This window comes from Mesorhizobium sp. P170090 (assembly GCF_057786115.1).
The window spans coordinates 4260793-4280625 of sequence record NZ_JBYNWH010000001.1; the positions used below are offsets into that span (position 1 = coordinate 4260793).

Annotated in this window: 12 protein-coding genes; 8 read left to right on the forward strand and 4 right to left on the reverse strand. The window is 62.7% G+C overall.

The genetic code is table 11. The features are described from left to right. Positions 1-31 precede the first annotated feature (31 nt). Together AC3EML_RS20660 and AC3EML_RS20665 are read left to right on the forward strand one after the other, a co-directional pair. A complete protein-coding gene (locus tag AC3EML_RS20660; RefSeq protein ID WP_023668994.1) occupies positions 32-778 on the forward strand; it encodes a 3-oxoacyl-ACP reductase family protein in 747 nt (248 codons plus the stop codon). 212 nt (positions 779-990) lie between these two features. After that, a complete protein-coding gene (locus AC3EML_RS20665; protein ID WP_352520354.1) occupies positions 991-2871 on the forward strand; it encodes a L,D-transpeptidase family protein in 1881 nt (626 codons plus the stop codon). 96 nt (positions 2872-2967) lie between these two features. Here AC3EML_RS20665 and AC3EML_RS20670 read toward each other — a convergent pair whose 3' ends face one another. The 3 genes from AC3EML_RS20670 to AC3EML_RS20680 all read right to left on the reverse strand — a co-directional run bounded on the left by AC3EML_RS20670 (position 2968) and on the right by AC3EML_RS20680 (position 4612). After that, on the reverse strand, positions 2968-3438 hold the full coding sequence (locus tag AC3EML_RS20670; protein ID WP_023668992.1) for a hypothetical protein: 471 nt from the start codon (positions 3436-3438) through the stop codon (positions 2968-2970). Between the two features lie 91 nt (positions 3439-3529). Next, complete coding sequence (locus AC3EML_RS20675; RefSeq protein ID WP_352520355.1) at positions 3530-4270, reverse strand: lysozyme inhibitor LprI family protein; 741 nt, start codon at positions 4268-4270, stop codon at positions 3530-3532. Positions 4271-4354: 84 nt separating this feature from the next. Further along, the gene (locus tag AC3EML_RS20680) at positions 4355-4612 is read right to left on the reverse strand and encodes a PepSY domain-containing protein (protein WP_023668990.1); all 258 of its coding nucleotides are present in this window, start codon (positions 4610-4612) and stop codon (positions 4355-4357) included. Between the two features lie 357 nt (positions 4613-4969). Between AC3EML_RS20680 and AC3EML_RS20685 the strand changes: the two genes are divergently transcribed. Both AC3EML_RS20685 and AC3EML_RS20690 read left to right on the forward strand, forming a co-directional pair. Then, on the forward strand, positions 4970-6742 hold the full coding sequence (locus AC3EML_RS20685; RefSeq protein WP_488505306.1) for an adenylate/guanylate cyclase domain-containing protein: 1773 nt from the start codon (positions 4970-4972) through the stop codon (positions 6740-6742). A 129-nt stretch (positions 6743-6871) separates the two neighbouring features. Then, a complete protein-coding gene (locus AC3EML_RS20690) occupies positions 6872-11194 on the forward strand; it encodes a cytochrome P450 (protein ID WP_352520357.1) in 4323 nt (1440 codons plus the stop codon). A gap of 7 nt (positions 11195-11201) precedes the next feature. Here the strand turns inward: AC3EML_RS20690 and AC3EML_RS20695 are convergent, their stop codons facing one another. After that, positions 11202-11888 carry a Crp/Fnr family transcriptional regulator gene (locus tag AC3EML_RS20695; protein WP_023668987.1) on the reverse strand — a complete coding sequence of 229 codons (687 nt, stop codon included), beginning with the start codon at positions 11886-11888 and terminating at the stop codon, positions 11202-11204. Between the two features lie 508 nt (positions 11889-12396). On the opposite strand from AC3EML_RS20695, the gene AC3EML_RS20700 reads away from it, so the two are divergent. From AC3EML_RS20700 to AC3EML_RS20715, 4 genes are all read left to right on the forward strand, one after another. Beyond that, on the forward strand, positions 12397-14661 hold the full coding sequence (locus AC3EML_RS20700; protein ID WP_352520358.1) for a DNA/RNA non-specific endonuclease: 2265 nt from the start codon (positions 12397-12399) through the stop codon (positions 14659-14661). A 16-nt stretch (positions 14662-14677) separates the two neighbouring features. After that, positions 14678-15661, forward strand: a complete 984-nt coding sequence (locus tag AC3EML_RS20705) for a trypsin-like peptidase domain-containing protein (RefSeq protein WP_352497393.1) — start codon at positions 14678-14680, stop codon at positions 15659-15661. A gap of 169 nt (positions 15662-15830) precedes the next feature. Next, positions 15831-17096, forward strand: a complete 1266-nt coding sequence (locus AC3EML_RS20710) for a hypothetical protein (RefSeq protein WP_156940988.1) — start codon at positions 15831-15833, stop codon at positions 17094-17096. Then, positions 17093-19762: a DNA/RNA non-specific endonuclease gene (locus AC3EML_RS20715; RefSeq protein ID WP_352520359.1), complete on the forward strand. Its 2670-nt coding sequence runs from the start codon at positions 17093-17095 to the stop codon at positions 19760-19762. The genes AC3EML_RS20710 and AC3EML_RS20715 overlap by 4 nt, the downstream gene beginning before the upstream one ends. Positions 19763-19833 lie beyond the last annotated feature (71 nt).

Here is a 19833-nt window from a genome sequence, read left to right on the forward strand (position 1 = left end):
ATGTATCGATCGTTACATAACGGAGAATGACATGTCAGCGAACGGATTGAACGGCAAGGCAGCACTGGTCACCGGCGGCAGCCGCGGCATAGGTGCTGCGATAGCAAAACGGCTTGCGGCCGATGGCGCCGACGTCGCCATCACCTACGTCAACAGCTCGGCGCCGGCCCAAGCTGTCGTCGCCGAGATTATAGCGGCAGGTGGTCGCGCGATCGCCATCCAAGCCGACAATCGCGACGCCGCCGCCATCGAAGGCTCGGTCGCCGAGGCGGTGAATGCCTTCGGCCAGCTCGACATCCTGGTCAACAGCGCCGGCATCTGGCGCGCGGCGCCCATCGAACAGATGTCGCTGGCCGACTTTGACGAGACCATTGAGGTCAATCTGAGAGCGCCGTTCGTGGCCTCGAAGGCGGCAGCGGCTCACATGGGCGAGGGCGGCCGCATCATTTCGATCGGCAGCAATCTGGCCGAGCGCGTCACCGACACCAGCCTCAGCGCCTATTCGACCAGCAAGGCTGCGCTGGTCGGCCTGACCAAGGCGCTGGCGCGAGACCTGGGTCCGCGCGGCATCACCGCCAACGTCGTTCATCCCGGTTCGACCGACACCGACATGAACCCGGCCGAAGGCCCGCATGCCGAACACCAGCGGCGGAAGATGGCGACGCCCCGCTTCGGCAAGGCTGACGAGATCGCCGGCATGGTTGCCTGGCTCGCCGGTCCGGAAGGGCGCTTCGTCACCGGCGCCGCGCTCACCATCGACGGTGGCGCCAACGCCTGAAGCAGCAGCCGCTTTGACCGGTCTGGAGCGGCAACGCCGCTCCAGACGTCACGATGTTGTGAAACCGTTCTGCAACAGGCCTGCGGAAATTTATGGAAGCTTAACGAAATCGGTATGAATCGGTATAGTAGCGCCTTACATCCGCCATGCGGTTGGCAAGATCGTCTAGCGGCGCGGAACGGGAGCCGGCTTGCAGCCGGAGCGGGTGATTAATGAAATTCCTCGGAAATAAAGCCACCGTGATGCCGCTTGCAGTGGCGGCAGCACTGGCCTTCGGTGTGCCGCAGGCAAGCGCGCAAGGCCTGTTCGACATGCTGTTCGGCGGTGGCGTCAAGCACAGGCCGCAAGGCGAATTCCCGCCGCCGCCAAAGCGCAAGCCGAAGCCCGCCGTATCGGGCGGCGGCGGCACCAGGATCAGCAGCCCGTCCTACTACACCTACAAGGCCGACCGGCTGGTGCGCGTCGACTTTGCCGCGTTGGTGGCAGCACCTCCCCAGGTGGCAACAGCTGAAGACGCCGCCTTTGTGCCGTCGGCGACCAGCACTGCCTTCCGCGAAGCCGTTGCAGGCCTTAGTGACTATGAACTCTATGCCGAGCCCGATATCGCCAAGGCACTGATTGCCTATTACTCTGCCAATCCTGATTTCATCTGGGTGAACGAGGGCAATCCCAATGCCCGCGCCCAGGATGCGGTGCGGGTGCTTGGCGAAGCCGCAAGCTATGGTCTCACGTCGGCCGACTACACGGTCGAGGTGCCGGCAGCCAACGCATCGGCAGTCGATGCCGACGCCCATCTGAAGGAACTCGTCCGCTTCGAGATGGCGCTGTCGGCGCGCGTGCTGCGCTATGCCCGTGACGCCCAGAGCGGGCGCGTCGATCCCAATCGCATCACCGGCTACTATGAATTTCCGCCGAAGCCGGTCGACATGGAAGGCGCGCTCAAGACGCTGGCTCACACCCAGGAAGTGCGCACCTACCTCGAATCGCGGCACCCGCAGAACGCGGAATATCAGGCGCTGCGCGTCGAACTTGAATCGCTGCAGGCGAGCGCCGAAAACGAAATCGTCGTCGATCCCAAGCTGTTGCTGAAGCCCGGCGAGACCAGCGCCGAACTGCCGAAGCTGCTGACGCTGATCGCGCGCAATCTCGACGACGAGATGGGCGGCGCCTATGGCGAGATCCTGTCTCGTCTCGGCACCAGCGATGTCTATGTTCCCGAACTGGTTCCGATCATCAAGGCCGTGCAGGTGAAGGCCGGCATGAAGGGCGATGGGGTCATCGGCCCGCGCACCGTCGCCTCGCTCGCCGGCACGTCCAAGGCCGACAGGCTGCAGAAGGTGCAGGTCGCGCTGGAAGAATTGCGCTGGCTGCCGTCCGATCTCGGCAGCCCGCGGGTCTTCATCAACCAGCCCGCCTTCACCGCCAGCTATATCGACAATGGCGAGGAGAAGCTGAAGACCCGCGTCGTCATCGGCCGGACCACCAACCAGACCGCCTTCTTCTTCAAGGAGATCAAGCAGGTCGATTTCCATCCCTATTGGGGCGTGCCGCAGTCGATCATCGTCAACGAGATGCTGCCAAGGCTGCGTGGCGATCCGGGCTATCTCGACCGTGCCGGCTACGAGGTGACCGATTCGCGCGGCAGGCGGGTTCCCTCTTCCTCGGTCAATTGGGGCGCCTACGGCGCCAACATTCCCTACAGCGTGCGCCAGCAGCCGAGCGAAGCCAATGCGCTGGGCGAACTGAAGATCCTGTTCCCCAACAAGCACGCCATCTACATGCACGACACGCCGCAAAAATCCTTCTTCCAGCGCGATATGCGGGCGCTCAGCCATGGCTGTATTCGCCTTCAGGATCCACGTGGGATGGCGGCGGCGGTGCTCGGCGTCTCGGTCGACGACATCGCCGAAAAGCTCAAGCACGGCCATGCCAGCGAAGACGTGACACGCACGATTCCCGTCTATGTCTCCTACTTCACTGCCTGGCCGGACCTGTCCGGCAAAGTCGAATATTTCAACGACGTCTACGACCGCGACACGCGGCTGATGCAGGCGCTGGAAGCGACTGAAGCGGTGCGCTCGCCGACGAGCTGAACCAGCGGAGTTCCTCGTTCAACGAACGAGGAACTCACTTTGTCTCTCTGGTTTTATTAGATTTTTGGCCGATGGACGGTCGCCCGTTTCCTGCGATCAGCGCTGGATGAGCGGACGCCGGAAGCCGGCGTCGCGGCCCGCGATCAGCCAATAGACCAGACCGGCTACGAGGCCGGCGGCGGCGATGATGCCGATATCGGCCCAGCGTCCGGCATCCTCTTCCGCGGCCGGCCAGACCAGGAAGAAGCCGGCTGCAGCGGCAGCGGCGCCAAACAGCATGTGCACCAGGAAATTGCGCAGGGCAAAGAATTCGGCGAGCAGCGCGAAGATCAGCGTCTGCAGGCCGGTCAGCACGATCGTCAGGAAATAGACGACCATGCCGAGCGGCGGCCACAGCAGCACGACAATGGGCGAAAATTGCATGGCGCCGAAATAGTCCGGCGCGTTGGGCAATACGGCGAGTGCGCAATATATCGCCACGACCGCGAACAATCCGATCAGCACCGAAACGAAATAGCCGGCAAGCATCATCAGGATGCGCTTCAAAACATGCTTAACCATGGCCATGCACCCCCGTGCCCTGCAACTGTTACGCGCACTCAGCCATCAAAGGCGGATCGGCGCAAGAGTGCATCCAGCAGTGCTTTGCGGCAAATCTTCAGGCGCCGCCGCATAGATGTTGCGAATCCGGCAAAACCCATGTGCCTTTTATCGTGAGGTCGACGCCGTAATAGACCCGCCCGCGCTCGTCGCCCTGCGGACAATCCCTCGGGATCGATATCAGGCACATGACGACAGGATCGCCGGCTTTCGAACTGGCAAGGCCAGGCACCCGCTCGTAGGAAACCCCGGCGCCGCCATTGCTGAACCGCGCCAGGCTGCCGGCTTCAGGGCCGGCGGTTTCCAGCGGGTCGTCGCCGAGCCGCGTCGTCAGCGCGGTGATGTGGGTCAAGGCGCATTGGCCGATCGACGAGGGCAGGGGCTGGTCGGGGCTGCCCGGACGGCGGGCCGCGGTGTCGAGCGCCTTCTTGCCGATCAGGGCGATGTTGTAGTCCTGCACCCAGGACTGCGCATTGCCGTAGGTCTGCAGCGCATTGTTCTGGGCGCTGACGATGCAGGCGGCATCCTGCCCACAGGCGTTCCTGTCGGCGATGAGCGCACGGGCGATCTTGCGCTTGTCGCCGCCAAAGGCTGGCTCGAAACCCGTAAAGGCCTCGGCCACCAAGGCATCAATTGCCGACAGTTGCGGGTCGGCACAGATCGCCTTTTCCACCGGCAGGCTGGCTTTGCGGCAGTCGAAGGACGGCTCGTCGGCACGCGCTGGACCAAGGCAGACCGCCGCGCCAGCCAGTGCGATCACAAGCGCAAGCGAGTTGGCAATTCGACTGGAAGAAAGCATGGTCGCCCCGTTGTCCGACAACTGCCACCATTCTAGGCAAAAAACGCGGCGGACGGAATTGCCGAAGCGGTGTCGGTATCGGCGCTATTTCGGTTCGGCTGTTACGGGATCGAAGGTGATTTCGACTTTCGCCTTGTCGGCAGTGTAATAGGTGACGGTGTAGCCGTCCTTGTCCCAGTCGACCTCCTTCACATAGCGAAAGCCGTCGCGCTGCTCGACCTTGGCGATGATTGCCGACAGTTTCTGGGCATTCGTCGGCGGCAGCGGGCTGTCATCCGCGGCAAAGGCCGTCGAGCCGGCCAGAAGAACGACGACACCGGTCGCCAGAACAAGATTTCGCATGATTACCCTCATTTCACGTTGGCATGAACCGCACCGGAAACTCGCAGGCAGCACAGTTTGTTCCGAGATGTGACGTCGCGCAGGTTCCGTGAAGCCCTGGATCGCCGCGCTCAGAGCGACGGCACGCCAATATTTGCGCCAACCGCCGGCCAACCATGAGTGCTGCCACGGCCCGCGCTGGACAACCCGATGGTGGTAGAGCTTTGCCAAAGACCCTGCTAGACTTCTGGTCCTGGCGGGGTGGCATGGCGCGCCAACCCCGCCGGAATCTTCATCTCTCAGCGCGCGGCGAAGTGTTTCAGGAACGGGTCGTCGCCTGTGCTGGACCAGAACCAGAAAGGGAGCGGGGGCTCGAACATGGCTGTACGGAACTACACCCGTCAGCTGGCGACAATCATTTCTATCGATGCCGTCGGGTTCTCGCGGCTGATGGGCATCGACGACGAGTTTGCTGTCGCGGCATTCGAGGAACGGCGCGACATCATCGCCGACAGCTGTGGCACATTTGGCGGCCGCACGTTCGGCGACGCCGGCGACAGCATCATGGCCGAGTTCGGCAATCCGATCGAGGCGTTGCGCGCGGCCTTTGATTTCCAGGGCCGCATCGTCGCCCTCAACGCCGAGGTTGCCGACGACATGCGCATGCCGTTTCGCGCCGGCATCAACACCGGCGACGTCATCGTGCGTGGTGGCCGCCTCTATGGCGACGACGTCAACATCGCGGCGAGAATCCAGGAATTCGCGCCGGGCAACGGTCTCGCCGTTTCGGAGACGACCTGGCACCATGTGAAGGACAAGACGGCGGCCGAATTCACCGATCTCGGCGAATTCATGCTGAAGAACATCGCCTTGCCGGTGCGCGTTCTGATCGCCGGCCGCAGCGGCAACGGATCCTCGCCGGCGGCGTCGTTCGCGGCCATTCCCCAGGCCAATGCGCAGCAGAAGCTGTCGTCCAAGGGGCCGCCGGCGATCGCCGTCCTGCCCTTCCACGCCGATGGCGGCGAGCATGACATCGGCTACATGGCCGACGGCATCGCCGAGGACATCATCTATGGTCTTTCCAACACCAGATGGCTGTCGGTCATCGCCAAGGGCTCCAGCTTCCAGTTCCGCGACGACACGCTGGGCACGCGGGTGATCGGCAACGCGCTCGGCGCGCGCTACATCGTCAGCGGCACGCTGACGCGCAATGGTGGCCAGATCCGCCTCAACACCTCGCTGGCCGACGCGTCCAACGGGCGGCTGGTGTGGTCGCAGCGCTTCAATCGCGATCTGGTCGACATCTTCAACCTGCGCGACCAGATCGGCGCTGAGATCGTTTCGATCCTCGACAAGGAGGTCGACCGGGCGGAACAGGCACGCACCTTCCAGGTTCCCTGGGAAAGCCTCGAGACCTGGCAACTGGTGCGACGCGGACGCTGGCACATGAACCGGCGCACCCGCGGCGACACCGAAACCGCACTCGAGTTCTTCCAGAAGGCCTACCGCGAGGACGCCAACTCGAGCGCCGTGCTCAACGAACTGGCGTGGTGGTATTTCTGGCGGGCATGGCTGCGTTTCGGCGACAGCGACGATTTGAACAAGGTCGAGCAGTTTGCCCGCAAGGCGTTGCTGGTGGACAGCCTGGATGCACGCCCGCACGCCCATCTCGGCGCCGTCGACATCATGCGCGGCGAACCGCGGTCGGCGGTCGACCATCTCGAGGAAGCGATCCACATCAATCCGAGCTTTGCCTTCGCGCGCTCGGCCATGGGCAGCGCCCAGCTGCTGCTCGGCAATGCCGCGTCAGCGATACCGTTCTTTCTCGATACCGAGCGATTGAGCCCGTTCGACCTCTACCGCTTCCACAATCTGGGGGAACTGACGGCGGCCTATTGTCTGGTCGAGAACTGGCCTGCGGCGATCGCTGCTGCCGATCGCTCGCTCAACCTGTCTCCCGGCTATTTTTATTCCAGGTTCCTGAAGATCGGCGCGCTGATGCGAAGCGGCCGGCCGGAACAGGCGCGGCGCGAGATGACCATTTTCACCACCCGGCATCCCGATTTTTCAGAACAGCGTGTGCGCTGGATACCATTCACCGACAAGGCCGCGAACGAGATCCTCGTCGCCAATTTCCGACTGGCCAAATGAACATGGCGTCAATGCTGGCTGGAACATGGACCAACTGTGAAAAGATTCACATACGTGCAACCGATGCAAACCTAGGCGTTGAACGGCCGGCATCGCAATAACGTGGATAGCCGGGGGGCTTGAACGCGCATGACCGAACTGAAGTATTTCGACGCTATTCGCGTGGCCCAGAAAAACCAGCGCCCGCTGTCGGAAATGCCGCCGTTCGATCTCGGCCGGATCCGCAAGACAGGGCTGATTGCGCGCATCGTCGGGTCTCTGGCCGAAGACCCCCGCTGGGCGCTTTCCCTGTTGCGGCGTATCCGCCCGACCGGCAAGCTCTTCGGTGTTCTGGTGGTCACCAAGAACGCCGATGTCCGCGACATATTGGAGCGCGGCGACGAATTCCAGACCCCATACGGCCCGGAAATGACCGAGCTTGCCCGCGGATCGAACTTCATCCTCGGCATGCAGGACGGCGCCGACTACCGGCGCATGAAATCGTCGGTGCTGAGTGCATTCCCGCCGGCCGAGGTCGAAGCCGCCGTCAGGCCGATCGCGGCGCGTCATTCGCAAGAGATCATGACGCGCGCCAGCCCCGGCTTCGATGCGATCTCCAGGTTGATGAAGATCGTCCCGGTGCACATCTGCCGCGATTATTTCGGCGTCGAGATGGACGATGAATCCGAATTCGCCGACTGGGCGATCGCGCTGAGTGCGCTGTTCTTTTCGGACCCGACGGCGAGCCCCGTCATGCGCGAACTCGCAGTGGTGGCGGGCGACCGTCTTCTCAAAGTCATCGATCGCTCCATCCAGTCGGCTAGGGACCGGGGCTTGAAGGCCGAGCAACCGCTGGCGAGGCTGGTTGTCCAGATGGATCAGGGCCGCCTGTCGCGGGATGACCTCAACTCGATCATGCTGGGCATGATCGCCGGCTTCGTCCCGACCAATGTGCTGGCCGCCGGCAATTGCCTCGACGTGATCCTGTCGCGGCCCGACGCACGGCAGGCTATCGATGCCGCATTGGCCGAAAACGATACCGCCAAGCTCGACAGGGCCGTCCTTGAAGCCATGCGCTTCAAGCCGATCTGGGTCGGCCCCTGGCGCTACACGGCCCGCGACGCGATCATCGGCAAGGGCACGCGCCGCGAGCGCCTGGTGAAAGCCGGCACGGTGGTGATGCCGGCGACGCTGTCGGCGATGTTCGATGCGGACGCCGTGCAGAACCCGGACCAGTTCGACACATCGCGCCCGCATCGCGACTACATGGTGTTCGGCCACGGCATTCATCAGTGCATCGGCGCCGAGATCGCCAGGATCCAGATCGGCGAAAGCCTGCGCGCCCTGTTCCAGAAGCAGGGCGTGCGCCGCATGCCCGGCAAGGCCGGGCGGATGACCCGCATCGGCGCCTATCCCGAAACCCTCAAGGTCGATTTCGAACGGGCAGAACTCTGCCGCACCGTAACGCAGTCCATGGTGACGGTGGTCTGCCCGGTCACCCGATCCGCGTCGCTGGATGCTGTCCGCGACAAGGTTGCCAGCCTCGGCAACCCGGCCGTCGAAGATATCCGCACCGCGCTCGACATTGCCGGCACCGTCCACTTCACCAGCCTGACCGTGGTCGGCACCGGCGAGATCGGCGCTGATTCCGGTCGGGAAAAAGGAGCTCTGGTTCTCGAGATTTCCGGTGACGGCAGCATCGACGATGTCATCGATGCGGTCACGCACGCCATCGGGCACCGGCTGCGGCCGATCTTCAAGGATGTCTGCGATCTGCGCGATGGCGGCGCATTGAACGATTTCCTGCGCAAGCACAATGTCGACATATCGCCGTCCTTCGGCAGCAATGCCGGACTGGTGTTTTCGGGCACGCCGGGGCACTCGGTCCAGCGTATCAAGGCCGAGCAGCAGCTTTTCGAAGCCGTGCGCGACATCGTCGAGCGGCCACGCAAAGGCGCCGGCAACGCTCCTGCCGTGCTCGCTGAAGTTCGCCAGCATGTCCAGTCATTAGGGACGTTTGCCTGGGCGTTCGAGCCGGCCGAGAGCCTGCTGGAAAAGCCGCCGGGTCATTGGGGCCGTGCCCTGATGACGACGTTGCTGGTACCACCGGTCTTCGTCACGGTGGCGATCATCTGGGCTGCTTGCTGGTACATAACCTACAGTGTGGTGTTCGGCAGATCTATCGACATCAGTTCCCAGGAAATCTCCTTCACCGCCATAGCCGTGGCAATCACCTCACTTCTGTTGTCGGGACTTGGGGTGTTGCTGGCAGCGGCGCTGCTGGTGTTTTCGTGCTTGCTGGCGCTGCGACGCCGCGAGGACAGGGATCGGCCGGAAAGCACATCGATCGGAATATCTGAATTGAACGCGATACTCGTCAAGGAGGGCCACGCGGCACAAAACCATCTGACTGCGATTTCGACGATGAAGGCCGGCATTCTGCGGCGGCTGGCGCTCAGGTTTTCTTTCTACCTGATCTCGATAGCTGCCCAGAAGGTATTCAAGCCAGGCTTCCTCAACACCATCAACACCATCCATTTCGCCCGCTGGATACTGCTGCCCGGCTCCAACCGATTGATGTTCTTCTCCAACTACGGCGGCAGCTGGGAAAGCTATCTTGAGGACTTCATCGCCAAGGCGTCCGCTGGCCTGACCGGCGTGTGGAGCAACACCGTGGGCTATCCACGCACACGATGGCTGTTCCTGGACGGCGCGCGCGACGGCGATCGTTTCAAGCGCTGGGCGCGGCGCCAGCAGGTGCCGACCCTGTTCTGGTACTCCGCCTATCCCCAAATCAACACAGAGCGCATCCGGATCAATTCGCGGGTCAGGCGCGGCATTGCTTCCGCCGTCGGCAACGAGGCGCGCGACTGGCTGAGCTTGTTCGGTTCGCTACGGCGCCCGGCGAGCGAAACAACCACCGTTCAAAAGACCACTTCGCTGCTGGCCAATATCAGCTCAGCCTTTCCGGCGCCTCTCGAGCAGCAGCTGGAAACCGGCGAGATCCAATCCATCTTCTTCGGCCCGCTCGGCCCGCTCGCTTATTCGCATATGCTTGCGATCCGGGTGCCGGACAAGTTGCCGGCGCCCAAGCGCAGAGCCTGGCTCGATTTCGTTGTCGAGCAGACGAGTTTCGGCGAAGGCAGGCCCGCCGGGCGCGCCATGATAGTCGCCTTTGGTCCCGGTGGCCTGCGGCAGTTTGGGCTCGACGAGGGTGTGGAGGGCGATCCACTGGAAACATTTCCGATCGCCTTTCGCCATGGCATGGGCAACCCCGAGCGTGGGCGCATACTGGACGACCGAGGCCGCGACGGCCCGGACGAATGGGAGTGGGGGTCGTTGGAGAACCCTGTGGACCTGGTCATCGTCTGCTATGCTGAAGACCCGGGACGGTTGAAGACCGAGATTGCCACCGTGAGACGAAAGACGACCGGTGCAGGCATGAAGGTCGTCGCCGAACTGCCGCTCGCCGTAAACCGGGGTCCGACCGACACGAAGACGAAATCGTCCGACGGGGCAAAGCGTGACGATCGGTCGGAACGTGGGCCAGCCTACGAGCATTTCGGTTTCGCGGACGGGATTTCGCAGCCGATTGTCCGGGGCACGACCCGCGCCAGCAGGGGCGCCGCGCCCATGCATCTGGTCGCGCCCGGCGAGTTTCTGTTCGGCTATCGTGATGAGCATGGGTTCTATCCAGCCTCGCCCTCGGTAAGCGCATCACGCGATCGGACCGGAATCCTTTCGCAGGTGCGCCGTAGCCGGCTGATTCCGGGCCTGCCGCCACCGCCGCGCGATTTCGGGCGCAACGGTTCATTCCTGGTTATTCGCCAGTTCGAGCAGCACGTCGACGTCTTCAACAACTACTGCAAAAAGGCTGCAGCCTTGGTCGCGAGCCAACTCGGCAACCAAGCCATCACGCAAGATTGGATTGCCGCCAAGATGCTCGGTCGCTGGCAGAACGGTAGCTCGCTGGTGCGCAACCCGGATCATCCGGGACGCGTCATCGACAACAACTTCGCCGCTGGCGCCGAGGATCCGCAAGGCCATCGCTGCCCGCTTGGTGCCCACATTCGCCGTTCCAACCCACGCGACTCGCTGGGTGAGGACCGCGATACGCAGATCAATATCGGCAAGCGCCATCGTATCCTGCGGGTCGGCCGTACCTATGAGAAGCAGGACGGCAAGAATGGCAAGGTCGAAAAGGGGCTGCTGTTCATGTGCCTCAACGCCGACATAGAGCGCCAGTACGAATTCATTCAGCAGACCTGGGTTTCGTCGGCCACGTTCCAGGGCCTCGTCGCTGAAAAGGACCCGACGATTGGTTCGCGCGGCGGCGATGGCAGGTTCACCATTCCGTCATGGGAAAAGGTCACGACGCTCCGTGACATGCCGCAATTCGTCACCACCAAGGGGGGTGGATATTTCTTCATGCCCAGCCGCTCGGCGCTGCGCTACCTGATTTCGCGGCTCTGATTCGGCGTCAGTCGTCGTCCTGCGACTCGGCGATGTGGCGCAGTGCCCCGGTGTCCGTGATACGCAGGCCGCCGCGTTTGATGGCAATGAACGAGCGGTTGCGCCAGTCGTTGAGCGTCTTGTTGACGGACTCGCGCGTGGCGCCGAGGAACTCTCCGAGTTCCGATTGCGAGATCGGGATCCAGCCGGCGCTGTCGGCCATCACCTTGGCCAGGAAGACCAGGCGTTTGGCGAGCCTCGCCTCGATGCCGAAGAAGGCCTGGTCGCCGAGTTCGCCGCTGACCCAGCGCAGCCGGGCGCACAGAAGTTCGATCATCGCGCGTGCCAGCGGTGGATTTCTCTCAATGCGATCAAAGAGTTGTGTCCTGCTGAGCGAAACCAGCTCGCAAGCGGTCAGGCAGATGGCGGTGGCGGTGCGTGGCCGCCCGTCAAGCGCGCCGATCTCGCCGACGAGGCTGCGCGACAGCTCGATATTGGCCACCAGCTTCTGCCCGCCGGGCGAATAGATCGAGATTTCCACCGTGCCGCTCATGACCCCGTAGATCCGGTCGGCGGCATCTTCCTGAACGAATAGATGCTGGCCGGCGGCGTAGCGCTCGACCTTGCAGCCGCTGAACAGGATATCGAACAGCTTTGGATCGATGCGTGCCAGGCGCGGCAGATCGTTTCTGTCGTTTGGGCCGCCAAAAGCCATGTTCCAAATTCCCAATTGCCGCAATCGGCGAAGTTTAAGGGCCGAAGTCTAAGGCAAGAGTGCACCGCGTCAAAGGCCGGCGTTCATCCCTTGCGATTACGCCTTGTAAAGGCTTGGCGCAGTGGTCGCGCCCAGTGCCTGGCTCGTGCCGGGCGGAAAGCCGCCTGCACGCGCGGCGAGAGGAGCCGCGCGTGCAGGCGCCAACTGATAAAAATGGATAGGTGATAAAATTTCTGTAAAACCGAGCGGCCGCAATGGCCCTTCCACCCGTTGCGATAGGTGGGCGCAAACAGCGTGAGCGTCTGTGACGGAGATCACATACAGCATCGCTGAAATAATGCGAGCGTCATATATCGCGCGAGCGACTGCGGCAAAGAGACATGCCGACGTTGCACTCCGGTCATCTTCGACGCGAGTTGATTTGTTTCCTTGCCTGCCAGTCAGAATTGCACCAGTCTAAAATGGGGCAATACATTTCTTTTCTTCGACAGAACCTTTGAGGGCGACTATGCCGGTCAGCAGAGAGCAGCGAATCCGTCAATATCTCGATCTCGTCACCGGGGGCGAGGGGACTGAATCAGTCCTCGGCAACGTGGAGACGATGGCAGGCGGCGCTCTGGAATCCCTTGCGCCTGCGGAAGCCGGCAAGGCGGAGGCGGCGTTTGAATCGGCGCGCGCTGGCATGGAGAGCCTCGCGCGGGGCGCCGAAGTCGCGCCCGAGCAGCTTTCCGATCTGGAAGCCATAATCATCCCGGAGTTGCGGCCGGTCTATGACATCAAGGATGGCACCTTTACGACGCTGACTTTCGACGGCGCTCCGACACCGGGCCACTCGCTGTGGACCAAGCTTACCAGCGAGGCCGCATTGAAGCAGCGCATCGAAGCCGCCCTGCCGGCGATCGGGCGTATCGAACTGTTGTGGGACACCAATATCCCTTACGGCGGCACGGGCTTCGTCGTCGGCCGCAACCTGCTGATGACCAACCGTCATGTGGCGCAGATATTTGCGGACGGCCTTGGCGACCGCAATCTGCAATTCATCAACGGCCGCGCCGCCGGCATCGACTTCAAGCGCGATTCGGCGGCAGGAAACGTCTTCAAGATCCGCAATGTCCGGATGATCCATCCCTATTGGGACATGGCGATCCTCGAAGTCGAAGGCCTGCCCGACAACATCACGCCGCTGTCGCTCGCGGTCGCCGACGCGCGCGATATGCTGCGCCAGGAAGTCGTCGCCATCGGCTATCCCGCGTTCGACAATCGCAACGCGGTCGATGTCCAGAACGAGCTCATGCGCAATCGTTTCCAGGTCAAGCGCCTGCAACCGGGCATGCTGCAGGGCGGCTTCGATACGGAGAGTTTCGGCAAGATCGTCAGCGCGGCGACACATGATTGCTCGACCACTGGCGGCAACTCCGGCACCGCCATGATCAACCTCGCCACCGGCGAGGTCGTGGCGCTGCATTTCGCCGGCCGCTATCTCGAGCGGAACTACGCCGTGCCCACCGGCGCGCTCGCCAACGACCAGCGTGTCGTCGATCTCGGCCTCAATTTCGCCGGCGCTGCCAGCGGCGGCCCCAACGATTGGGGCGCATGGTGGAACAAGGCGGACACTGGGTCGCCGGCCGAGGGCGTAAACCTGGTTGAAGTCGGCGGCGTCAAGCAGATCCCGGGCGTCGCCACCCAGACGCCTTCATCCGGAGGCGTCGTCGTTTCGCCGGGCGGCAGCGTCACCTTCGAAGTGCCGTTGCGCATCACCGTCTCGCTCGGCGCAACGCCTGCCCATGAAGCGGTCACGGAATCGGTCGAACTCGAAGCGGCCAAGCCGACCCCTCCAGGCGGCGCATTCGTTCCCAAAACGGTCGCGGACTATGCCGGCTATAAGGGCTACGACGAGAAATTTCTCTCTGGCGGCACTAAACTCGCGCCGGTCGTTGTGCCGATGCCTGAGGCCACCGACCTCTCAGTGCTGGCGCCGCTCAAGGCCGGCGGCACGCAACTCGACTACCAGAATTTTTCGCTCAAGATGCACGCCAAGCGGCGGCTGGCGCTGTTCACCGCCTCCAACGTCACCGAGGAGAGCAATCTGCGCGAGCCGGAAAAGGGCCGCAACTATTCGCGCGGCGGCCTGTTCAGCGAGCGCTGGTTCCCGGATCTGCGGCTTGACGACAAGTACCAGATCCCCGACGTCTTCTACACCCAGGATCAGGGCGCCTTCGACAAGGGCCATATCGTCAGGCGCGATGACGTGGCCTGGGGCAGCACCTTCGAGCTGCTGCTCAGGGGCAATGTCTGCTCCTTCCATGTCACCAACTGCTCGCCCCAGGTCGAAGGCTACAACCGCTCCGACAGCGGCGAGAAGAACTGGGGCGATCTTGAGAACCACGTCCTGTCGGAGGCGGCGAGCGAGCGGCTTTGCGTCTTCGCCGGGCCGGTCCTCGCCAAAGACGACCGGACCTTTGCCGGCAAGGGTCCCAAAGGCACCAGTCTTCGCGCGCTAGTGCCGCGCCGCTTCTGGAAGGTGGTGGTCGCCCGCGTCAGTGACGGCATCGCCAGTTATGGCTTCGTGCTCGAACAGGATCTTTCGGACACGGAGCTGGAGTTTGCCGTCTCCGACGAGTTCATCGGCGCCATGTACCCGCTGACCGAAATCTCCGAAATGACCGGCGTCAGCTTCGACCAGTCGCTGATCGACGCCGACCAGTACGAAACGGTTCGCGGCACCGAAATTGCGATGCGGGCGGGATCACGCAAGCGGAAGAAGAAGGCTTAGGGTCGGAGGGAATCCCATGACCGAATGGACGCAATCCGAACTGAACAGTCTCAACCGCATCCTCGCCAACCTCTACCCGATGATCGGCGACGGCGTGCGTGTTGCCAAAGGTGTCGGTCTTTCGACGGCCCAGATCGCCTTTGACAACAAGGCGATCAACAACTGGTTTGCGATTGTCCAGCGCGCAAAGCAGGAGACCAGGGCCGACGACCTCGTCGCCTTTGCACTCGAAGAGAATCCCGGCGACCAGGCACTGCTGCAGGCAAAGCAGCACGCCCCGCCGCCGCCGGTCGAAGGCCCCGCGACCGCCAATTGGAGCGGCGCGACGGCGCCGGCCCAGCTCGAAAAAATCCTTGGCGACAAGAGCACGCTGGTGCCGATCAGCTATCTCGAACTCGGCCTTGTCAGGGCAAGATCGGTGGTGCGCATTAAGCGTGCGGATGGCAGCTCCGGCACCGGCTTCATGACCACCGGCGGGATCCTGATCACCAACAACCATGTGTTGCCTGACGATGCCTCATTGGCCGGCACGGTGGTCCAGTTCAACTATCAGCGCACCGTTGCCGGGCTCGACGCGCCGCTCGATCAGTTCGACATCGACACCGCCGTGCCTCTTCGTACCTCCAAGGACAATGATTGGTCCGCCGTCCGCATCAAGGGCGATGCCTCCAAATGGGGCGAGTTGGAATTGAAACCCATGACCGTCAAGGCCGGCGACCATGTCAACATCATCCAGCATCCCGGCGGTGCGCAGAAACAGATTTCGTTCGTCGCCAATGTCGTGGCCTTCGTCGGCGGCGGCCGCGTCCAGTATCTCACCGACACACTGCCGGGTTCGTCGGGCTCGCCGGTCTTCGACACCGACTGGAACCTGATTGCGCTGCATCACAGCGGAGGCTGGCTCACCGAGCCCAACGCGCCTACCAAAAGCACATATTATCGCAACGAAGGCATTGCGATCGACACCATCATCCAAGACCTCGCGGCCAAGCCTGTGTAGATGGTGAGCTATGCAGACCGATGGCGCAGCTCGATGCGCGGCGATTTGGGACTACGGCATGTAAATTTTTTCGGATGTGACGGTTTATAACGCCACACACCAAACACCAGGGAGTTCAGAGATCAGCGCCTATTTCGACCTCAGGCTTCAACTGGCTGATCTCTACCCATTGCCTCCCGATTGGTTGCAGGTAACCAAGGACGCTGGGATCGTCGCTGGCGCCATCAACCTCCAGGGCGCGGCGCTCACAGTCTGGTTCAACATCCTCGACTATGCCTTGACCAAGAAGCTGTCGCAGCCGCTGATGAACACTGTCGTTCGGCAAAATCCGCAATGCGCCGCAATATGCAAAGCCTATCTGGATGAACTTGCCGCGGGCGAGAAACCGACGCCCGAACTGCCTGGCCTGACCACCGACGATCGGGTCAACACCGCGCTCGCAGGCTTCAACGCCGTCAACCAGCAGCCCAAGGACATTCAGGCGCAACTCGCCGCTGGCGATGGCCTCACCACCGTCGCCAGCCAGATCGATGTCCTCAAGACCTACAAGGACCTGCATGACCACCTGCAGAGCTTCCAATATGGCATCGGCAGCTTCCAGACCTTGCTGGTCGCCGCCCGCGACATGGGGGCCGACCTGGAACAGGTCCGCGTCCTGCGCAATTTCCTCAAAATATTGAAGCTCTTCTGTGTCTCGATCGGAGAGTCGGTCATGGAGCTGCCGGCGGGGCCGGCGCTTCACGATATCGAGCAGGCCTGGCTCGACGACCTCAAGGCGGCTGCGATCAAGTTGCAGGCTGCCATCGATAACAAGTCTCCGGACGCCTACGACGCGCTGTTTGACGTGCGCACCGTGCTGCGCGTCGTGCCTTCGCGGCTCAACCAGCAGATTTTCGTTACCGCGAAGAATCTGCCGTTCGGGCTTCTTGCCACCGGTCTCGACACGATAGCCGGCAAGCTTCCAGCAGGTGCCCCGGATGTTCCTTTGATAAAGGCTGCGCATGATGCGATCATGGTGCTGTCGTCGACCATCTATGCGCGCGTCGTCGAGCATAAGCTCTGGCAGGACGTCGACAACAAGCTGGCCAGCCTCACCGACATGATCGAGCCGATAGAAGAGGGCGCCGCGGCGGACAAGTCGCTGCCGTTCCAGTTTTCGCCGCTGTGGCGAAACCTGGAAGTGAAGGTCAAGGTTCTTGCCGATCTCGATCCCAATGGCGCCTGGCGAACGACGCTCGTCGACTACTCCACCGACGTCAACGACCAGCTATCGCGCGAGACCGTCGATACCGCCTTCATTCTTGCCTTCGAAGCCTATCGGGACGAGGCCCAGCAACGCTTCGTCCAGGTCGATCTGGCGCTGAAAACGGAATGCGCCTCGATCGTCCGCGTCAGCACGCCTTTGCATAAGATCATTGAGGACCTGGGGCCATGAGCGATGAACTTGCGACAGGCACGGAGACCGAAACTCCGGCCGATTTTATTTCGCTGAGCGACATCCGGATCGCACATCTCGAGCTGATGCGCATCGCCAGCAGCAATGAAGCCGTCGACCCATCGATGAGCCGCAGCGACAAGGCCGGCGCCGAGACGACGGAAGCCAGCATCGACAACACGGCCCCCGATGCGCAGGCCATCCGCGACTTCCTGGCCAAGGCACGGCGCGCCGGCAGCACCATCGCGCGGGAATCCGACCGGCGCGCGGCGCAGCGCATACTCGATTATTGGTCCGCCGAACTGGTCACGCGGCCGGGCATCACCTCAGCCGACGTCAGCCCGGCGCGGCTCGCGTCTTTCGCAGGTGGCGGTGGGCTCGAAACAACAGAGCCAATTGCCGTCGCGGTTGACTCCGAATCGGCATCGCGTGAAATCAACGATTCAGGAACGGTCGCCATCGCCGTTCCTGAATCAATGGCCGTCGCGAGCAAAGACGGTGCCGAATCCGGCGACGGCTTCGCATCGGACGACGAACTGAGTTCGGACGAGCTGACCGAGCGCTTTCGCATTCGTGTGGCCGCCCAGGCGCGGCAATGGAAGAACACCGGCTATCCCGGCTATCTCCTGCGCGGCGAAGCGCTGAAGGAGGCGGCGGAGCTGCCGCAGGGGCCGGACATCGCCGAGTTCGTCGAGGCGAGCGCCAAGGCGGAGACCGACAGCCAGAAGCAGCGCGATCGCAGCAAGAATATATTGATCGCGCTGTTTGCCATCCTGGCCGCGATCCTTGGGGCAACCACCTATTTCGCCTACGTCCAGAGAAATGACGCTGTTGACGCGCGCAAGGATGCCGAGACGACGGCGAGTGAGGTCGCAAAGCTCAATGGAAAGCTTTCCACCGCCCTTGAAAAGACGGAAGACGCACGCCAGCGAGCCGAGGCTGCACTTGCCGTTGCCGAGAAGAAGGCGGAAGACGCCGCCAAGACGCTGGCCGAGCAGCAAGCCACGCAGGCCACTTTGCGATCCGCGATCTTGCTTGTGGTCGAACAGCTCAAACTCGGCAGCGTGTCCCTGGACAAGTTGGCGCCCGATTTGCGACAGGGGGTGCTGGTCGAGCTGGCCGGGCAGGTCAAAAGCGGCGAGGTCGCGCTCGACCAATTGCCGGCGCCGCTGCGCGCCGCGCTTGAACCGCTGCTTGGCAAAGACATAGACAAACAGCCTAACGTTCTTTCGGGATACAAGGTCGATTTCATAGGGGCCACGATCGGCTTGCCCAGGATAACCGACGACCTGGCCAACGACGCCGTGGCGCCGCCGCTTGATTACATCAACTACTCGCTGGTCATGGGCCGAACTCATCGCATGGCCATCTATTCGGCCGTCAACCTGGATCGGTCGCAGAGGTTGCCGCTGCAATTCACCGCCAGCAGACTGAAACCCGACAGCCGATTGTCGGTCGACTACCAGCCTCGTCCCAACTGGTACTTTCGCGCGGACCGGCCCTGGCTGGCGGCGCGATTTGCAAGTGCCAGCGACATCGCCTGGGGTCCGGAGTTCGCCGGCGATCCGGCAACGGCGGCGCTCAAGCTGGCGCAGTATGCCTCTTTCCTGCCAAACACGATGCCGCAGCCGCGTACTTTCTACGGCAGCCGATGGGTGCCGCTCGAAAACTGGGTTCGCTCGCAGCACAATCCGCTCGCCAATCGGGTGACCATCTTCAGTGGTCCTGTCTTCCGGCCCGCGGACCAGCCGGTCGACGGCGTGCCGGTCCCTTATGCCTATTGGAAGCTCGCGGTGTCCTCGGTGTCGGCGGCCGTGAAGGGAGAGGTGAGGGAGCCGGAATTTGAGGTCGATGCGTTCTTCATTCCAGCCGACGCTACGGGGGCGTTCAACGTCGAGCAGTATCGGCTCCCGGTTGCCGAGCTTGAAAGGCTCACGAGCCTCAATTTCGACCCTCTCATCGAATGGACGGATTCACTGAAGAACCGCGGCCCCAATGGAACCGCGGCCGACGAACTGGCGGCTCGCGTCAAGCTGCTCGACGGCGCAAATGATGCACTGCGCGGTGACCTGATTGCCGTCCTCGAAGACGCAGACCTTCCGGTGGTCGAACGGCAGAAGATCGTCGCGGCTCTCGTCGAGATGGCCGGCCTGCAAAGCATAAGCGGGCTGACACCGGCGGGGCGCCGCAACGTGCTTGAGACCCTGCTTGGGGTACCGCCTGAATTGTGGGAACGCCCGGACTGGCTGGCTGTGTTTGCCGGCGCGCGCCGGGCGGTTGCCGATCTCGCCCTTTCGGCAGCCGACGGCCAGACTGTTATCGGTGAGCAGGATCGCAACGCACTCAACACGCTGAAGGACCGGCTGCGTATCCAGCAGAGCCCACAGACGGTTTACGTCCAGTTCGCCGGCATGGCGCGCGAGGACGCCGGGGCGCTTTCCGCAAAAATGCGGGCCTTGGGCTGGGGCATTCCAAACCCTGGCGAAGAACGTGTCGCCGCTGCCGCCGGCAAGAACGAAGTTCGCTACAACCCCTACAACGACGCCGACCGTGGCGCCGCCGAACTGCTGGCCGCCGACCTCACGGTTGCCGCTGGCCGACTGGTGACAGCCCGTGCGGTGCCGATCATCAAGGCCAACACATTGGAGATATGGACCAGCATATAGAAACACTGAAGGCCCGAGCGGGGCGAAGACAAGGGCGCGTAAAAAAGCCGCGATGCGCCGCTCACTATCGT

Bases quoted from the DNA above. Each gene is read 5' to 3' on its own strand.
- AC3EML_RS20660 (WP_023668994.1), top strand. From the start codon at position 32: ATGTCAGCGAACGGATTGAACGGCAAGGCAGCACTGGTCACCGGCGGC.
- AC3EML_RS20665 (WP_352520354.1), top strand. From the start codon at position 991: ATGAAATTCCTCGGAAATAAAGCCACCGTGATGCCGCTTGCAGTGGCG.
- AC3EML_RS20670 (WP_023668992.1), bottom strand. From the start codon at position 3,438: ATGGCCATGGTTAAGCATGTTTTGAAGCGCATCCTGATGATGCTTGCC.
- AC3EML_RS20675 (WP_352520355.1), bottom strand. From the start codon at position 4,270: ATGCTTTCTTCCAGTCGAATTGCCAACTCGCTTGCGCTTGTGATCGCA.
- AC3EML_RS20680 (WP_023668990.1), bottom strand. From the start codon at position 4,612: ATGCGAAATCTTGTTCTGGCGACCGGTGTCGTCGTTCTTCTGGCCGGC.
- AC3EML_RS20685 (WP_488505306.1), top strand. From the start codon at position 4,970: ATGGCTGTACGGAACTACACCCGTCAGCTGGCGACAATCATTTCTATC.
- AC3EML_RS20690 (WP_352520357.1), top strand. From the start codon at position 6,872: ATGACCGAACTGAAGTATTTCGACGCTATTCGCGTGGCCCAGAAAAAC.
- AC3EML_RS20695 (WP_023668987.1), bottom strand. From the start codon at position 11,888: ATGGCTTTTGGCGGCCCAAACGACAGAAACGATCTGCCGCGCCTGGCA.
- AC3EML_RS20700 (WP_352520358.1), top strand. From the start codon at position 12,397: ATGCCGGTCAGCAGAGAGCAGCGAATCCGTCAATATCTCGATCTCGTC.
- AC3EML_RS20705 (WP_352497393.1), top strand. From the start codon at position 14,678: ATGACCGAATGGACGCAATCCGAACTGAACAGTCTCAACCGCATCCTC.
- AC3EML_RS20715 (WP_352520359.1), top strand. From the start codon at position 17,093: ATGAGCGATGAACTTGCGACAGGCACGGAGACCGAAACTCCGGCCGAT.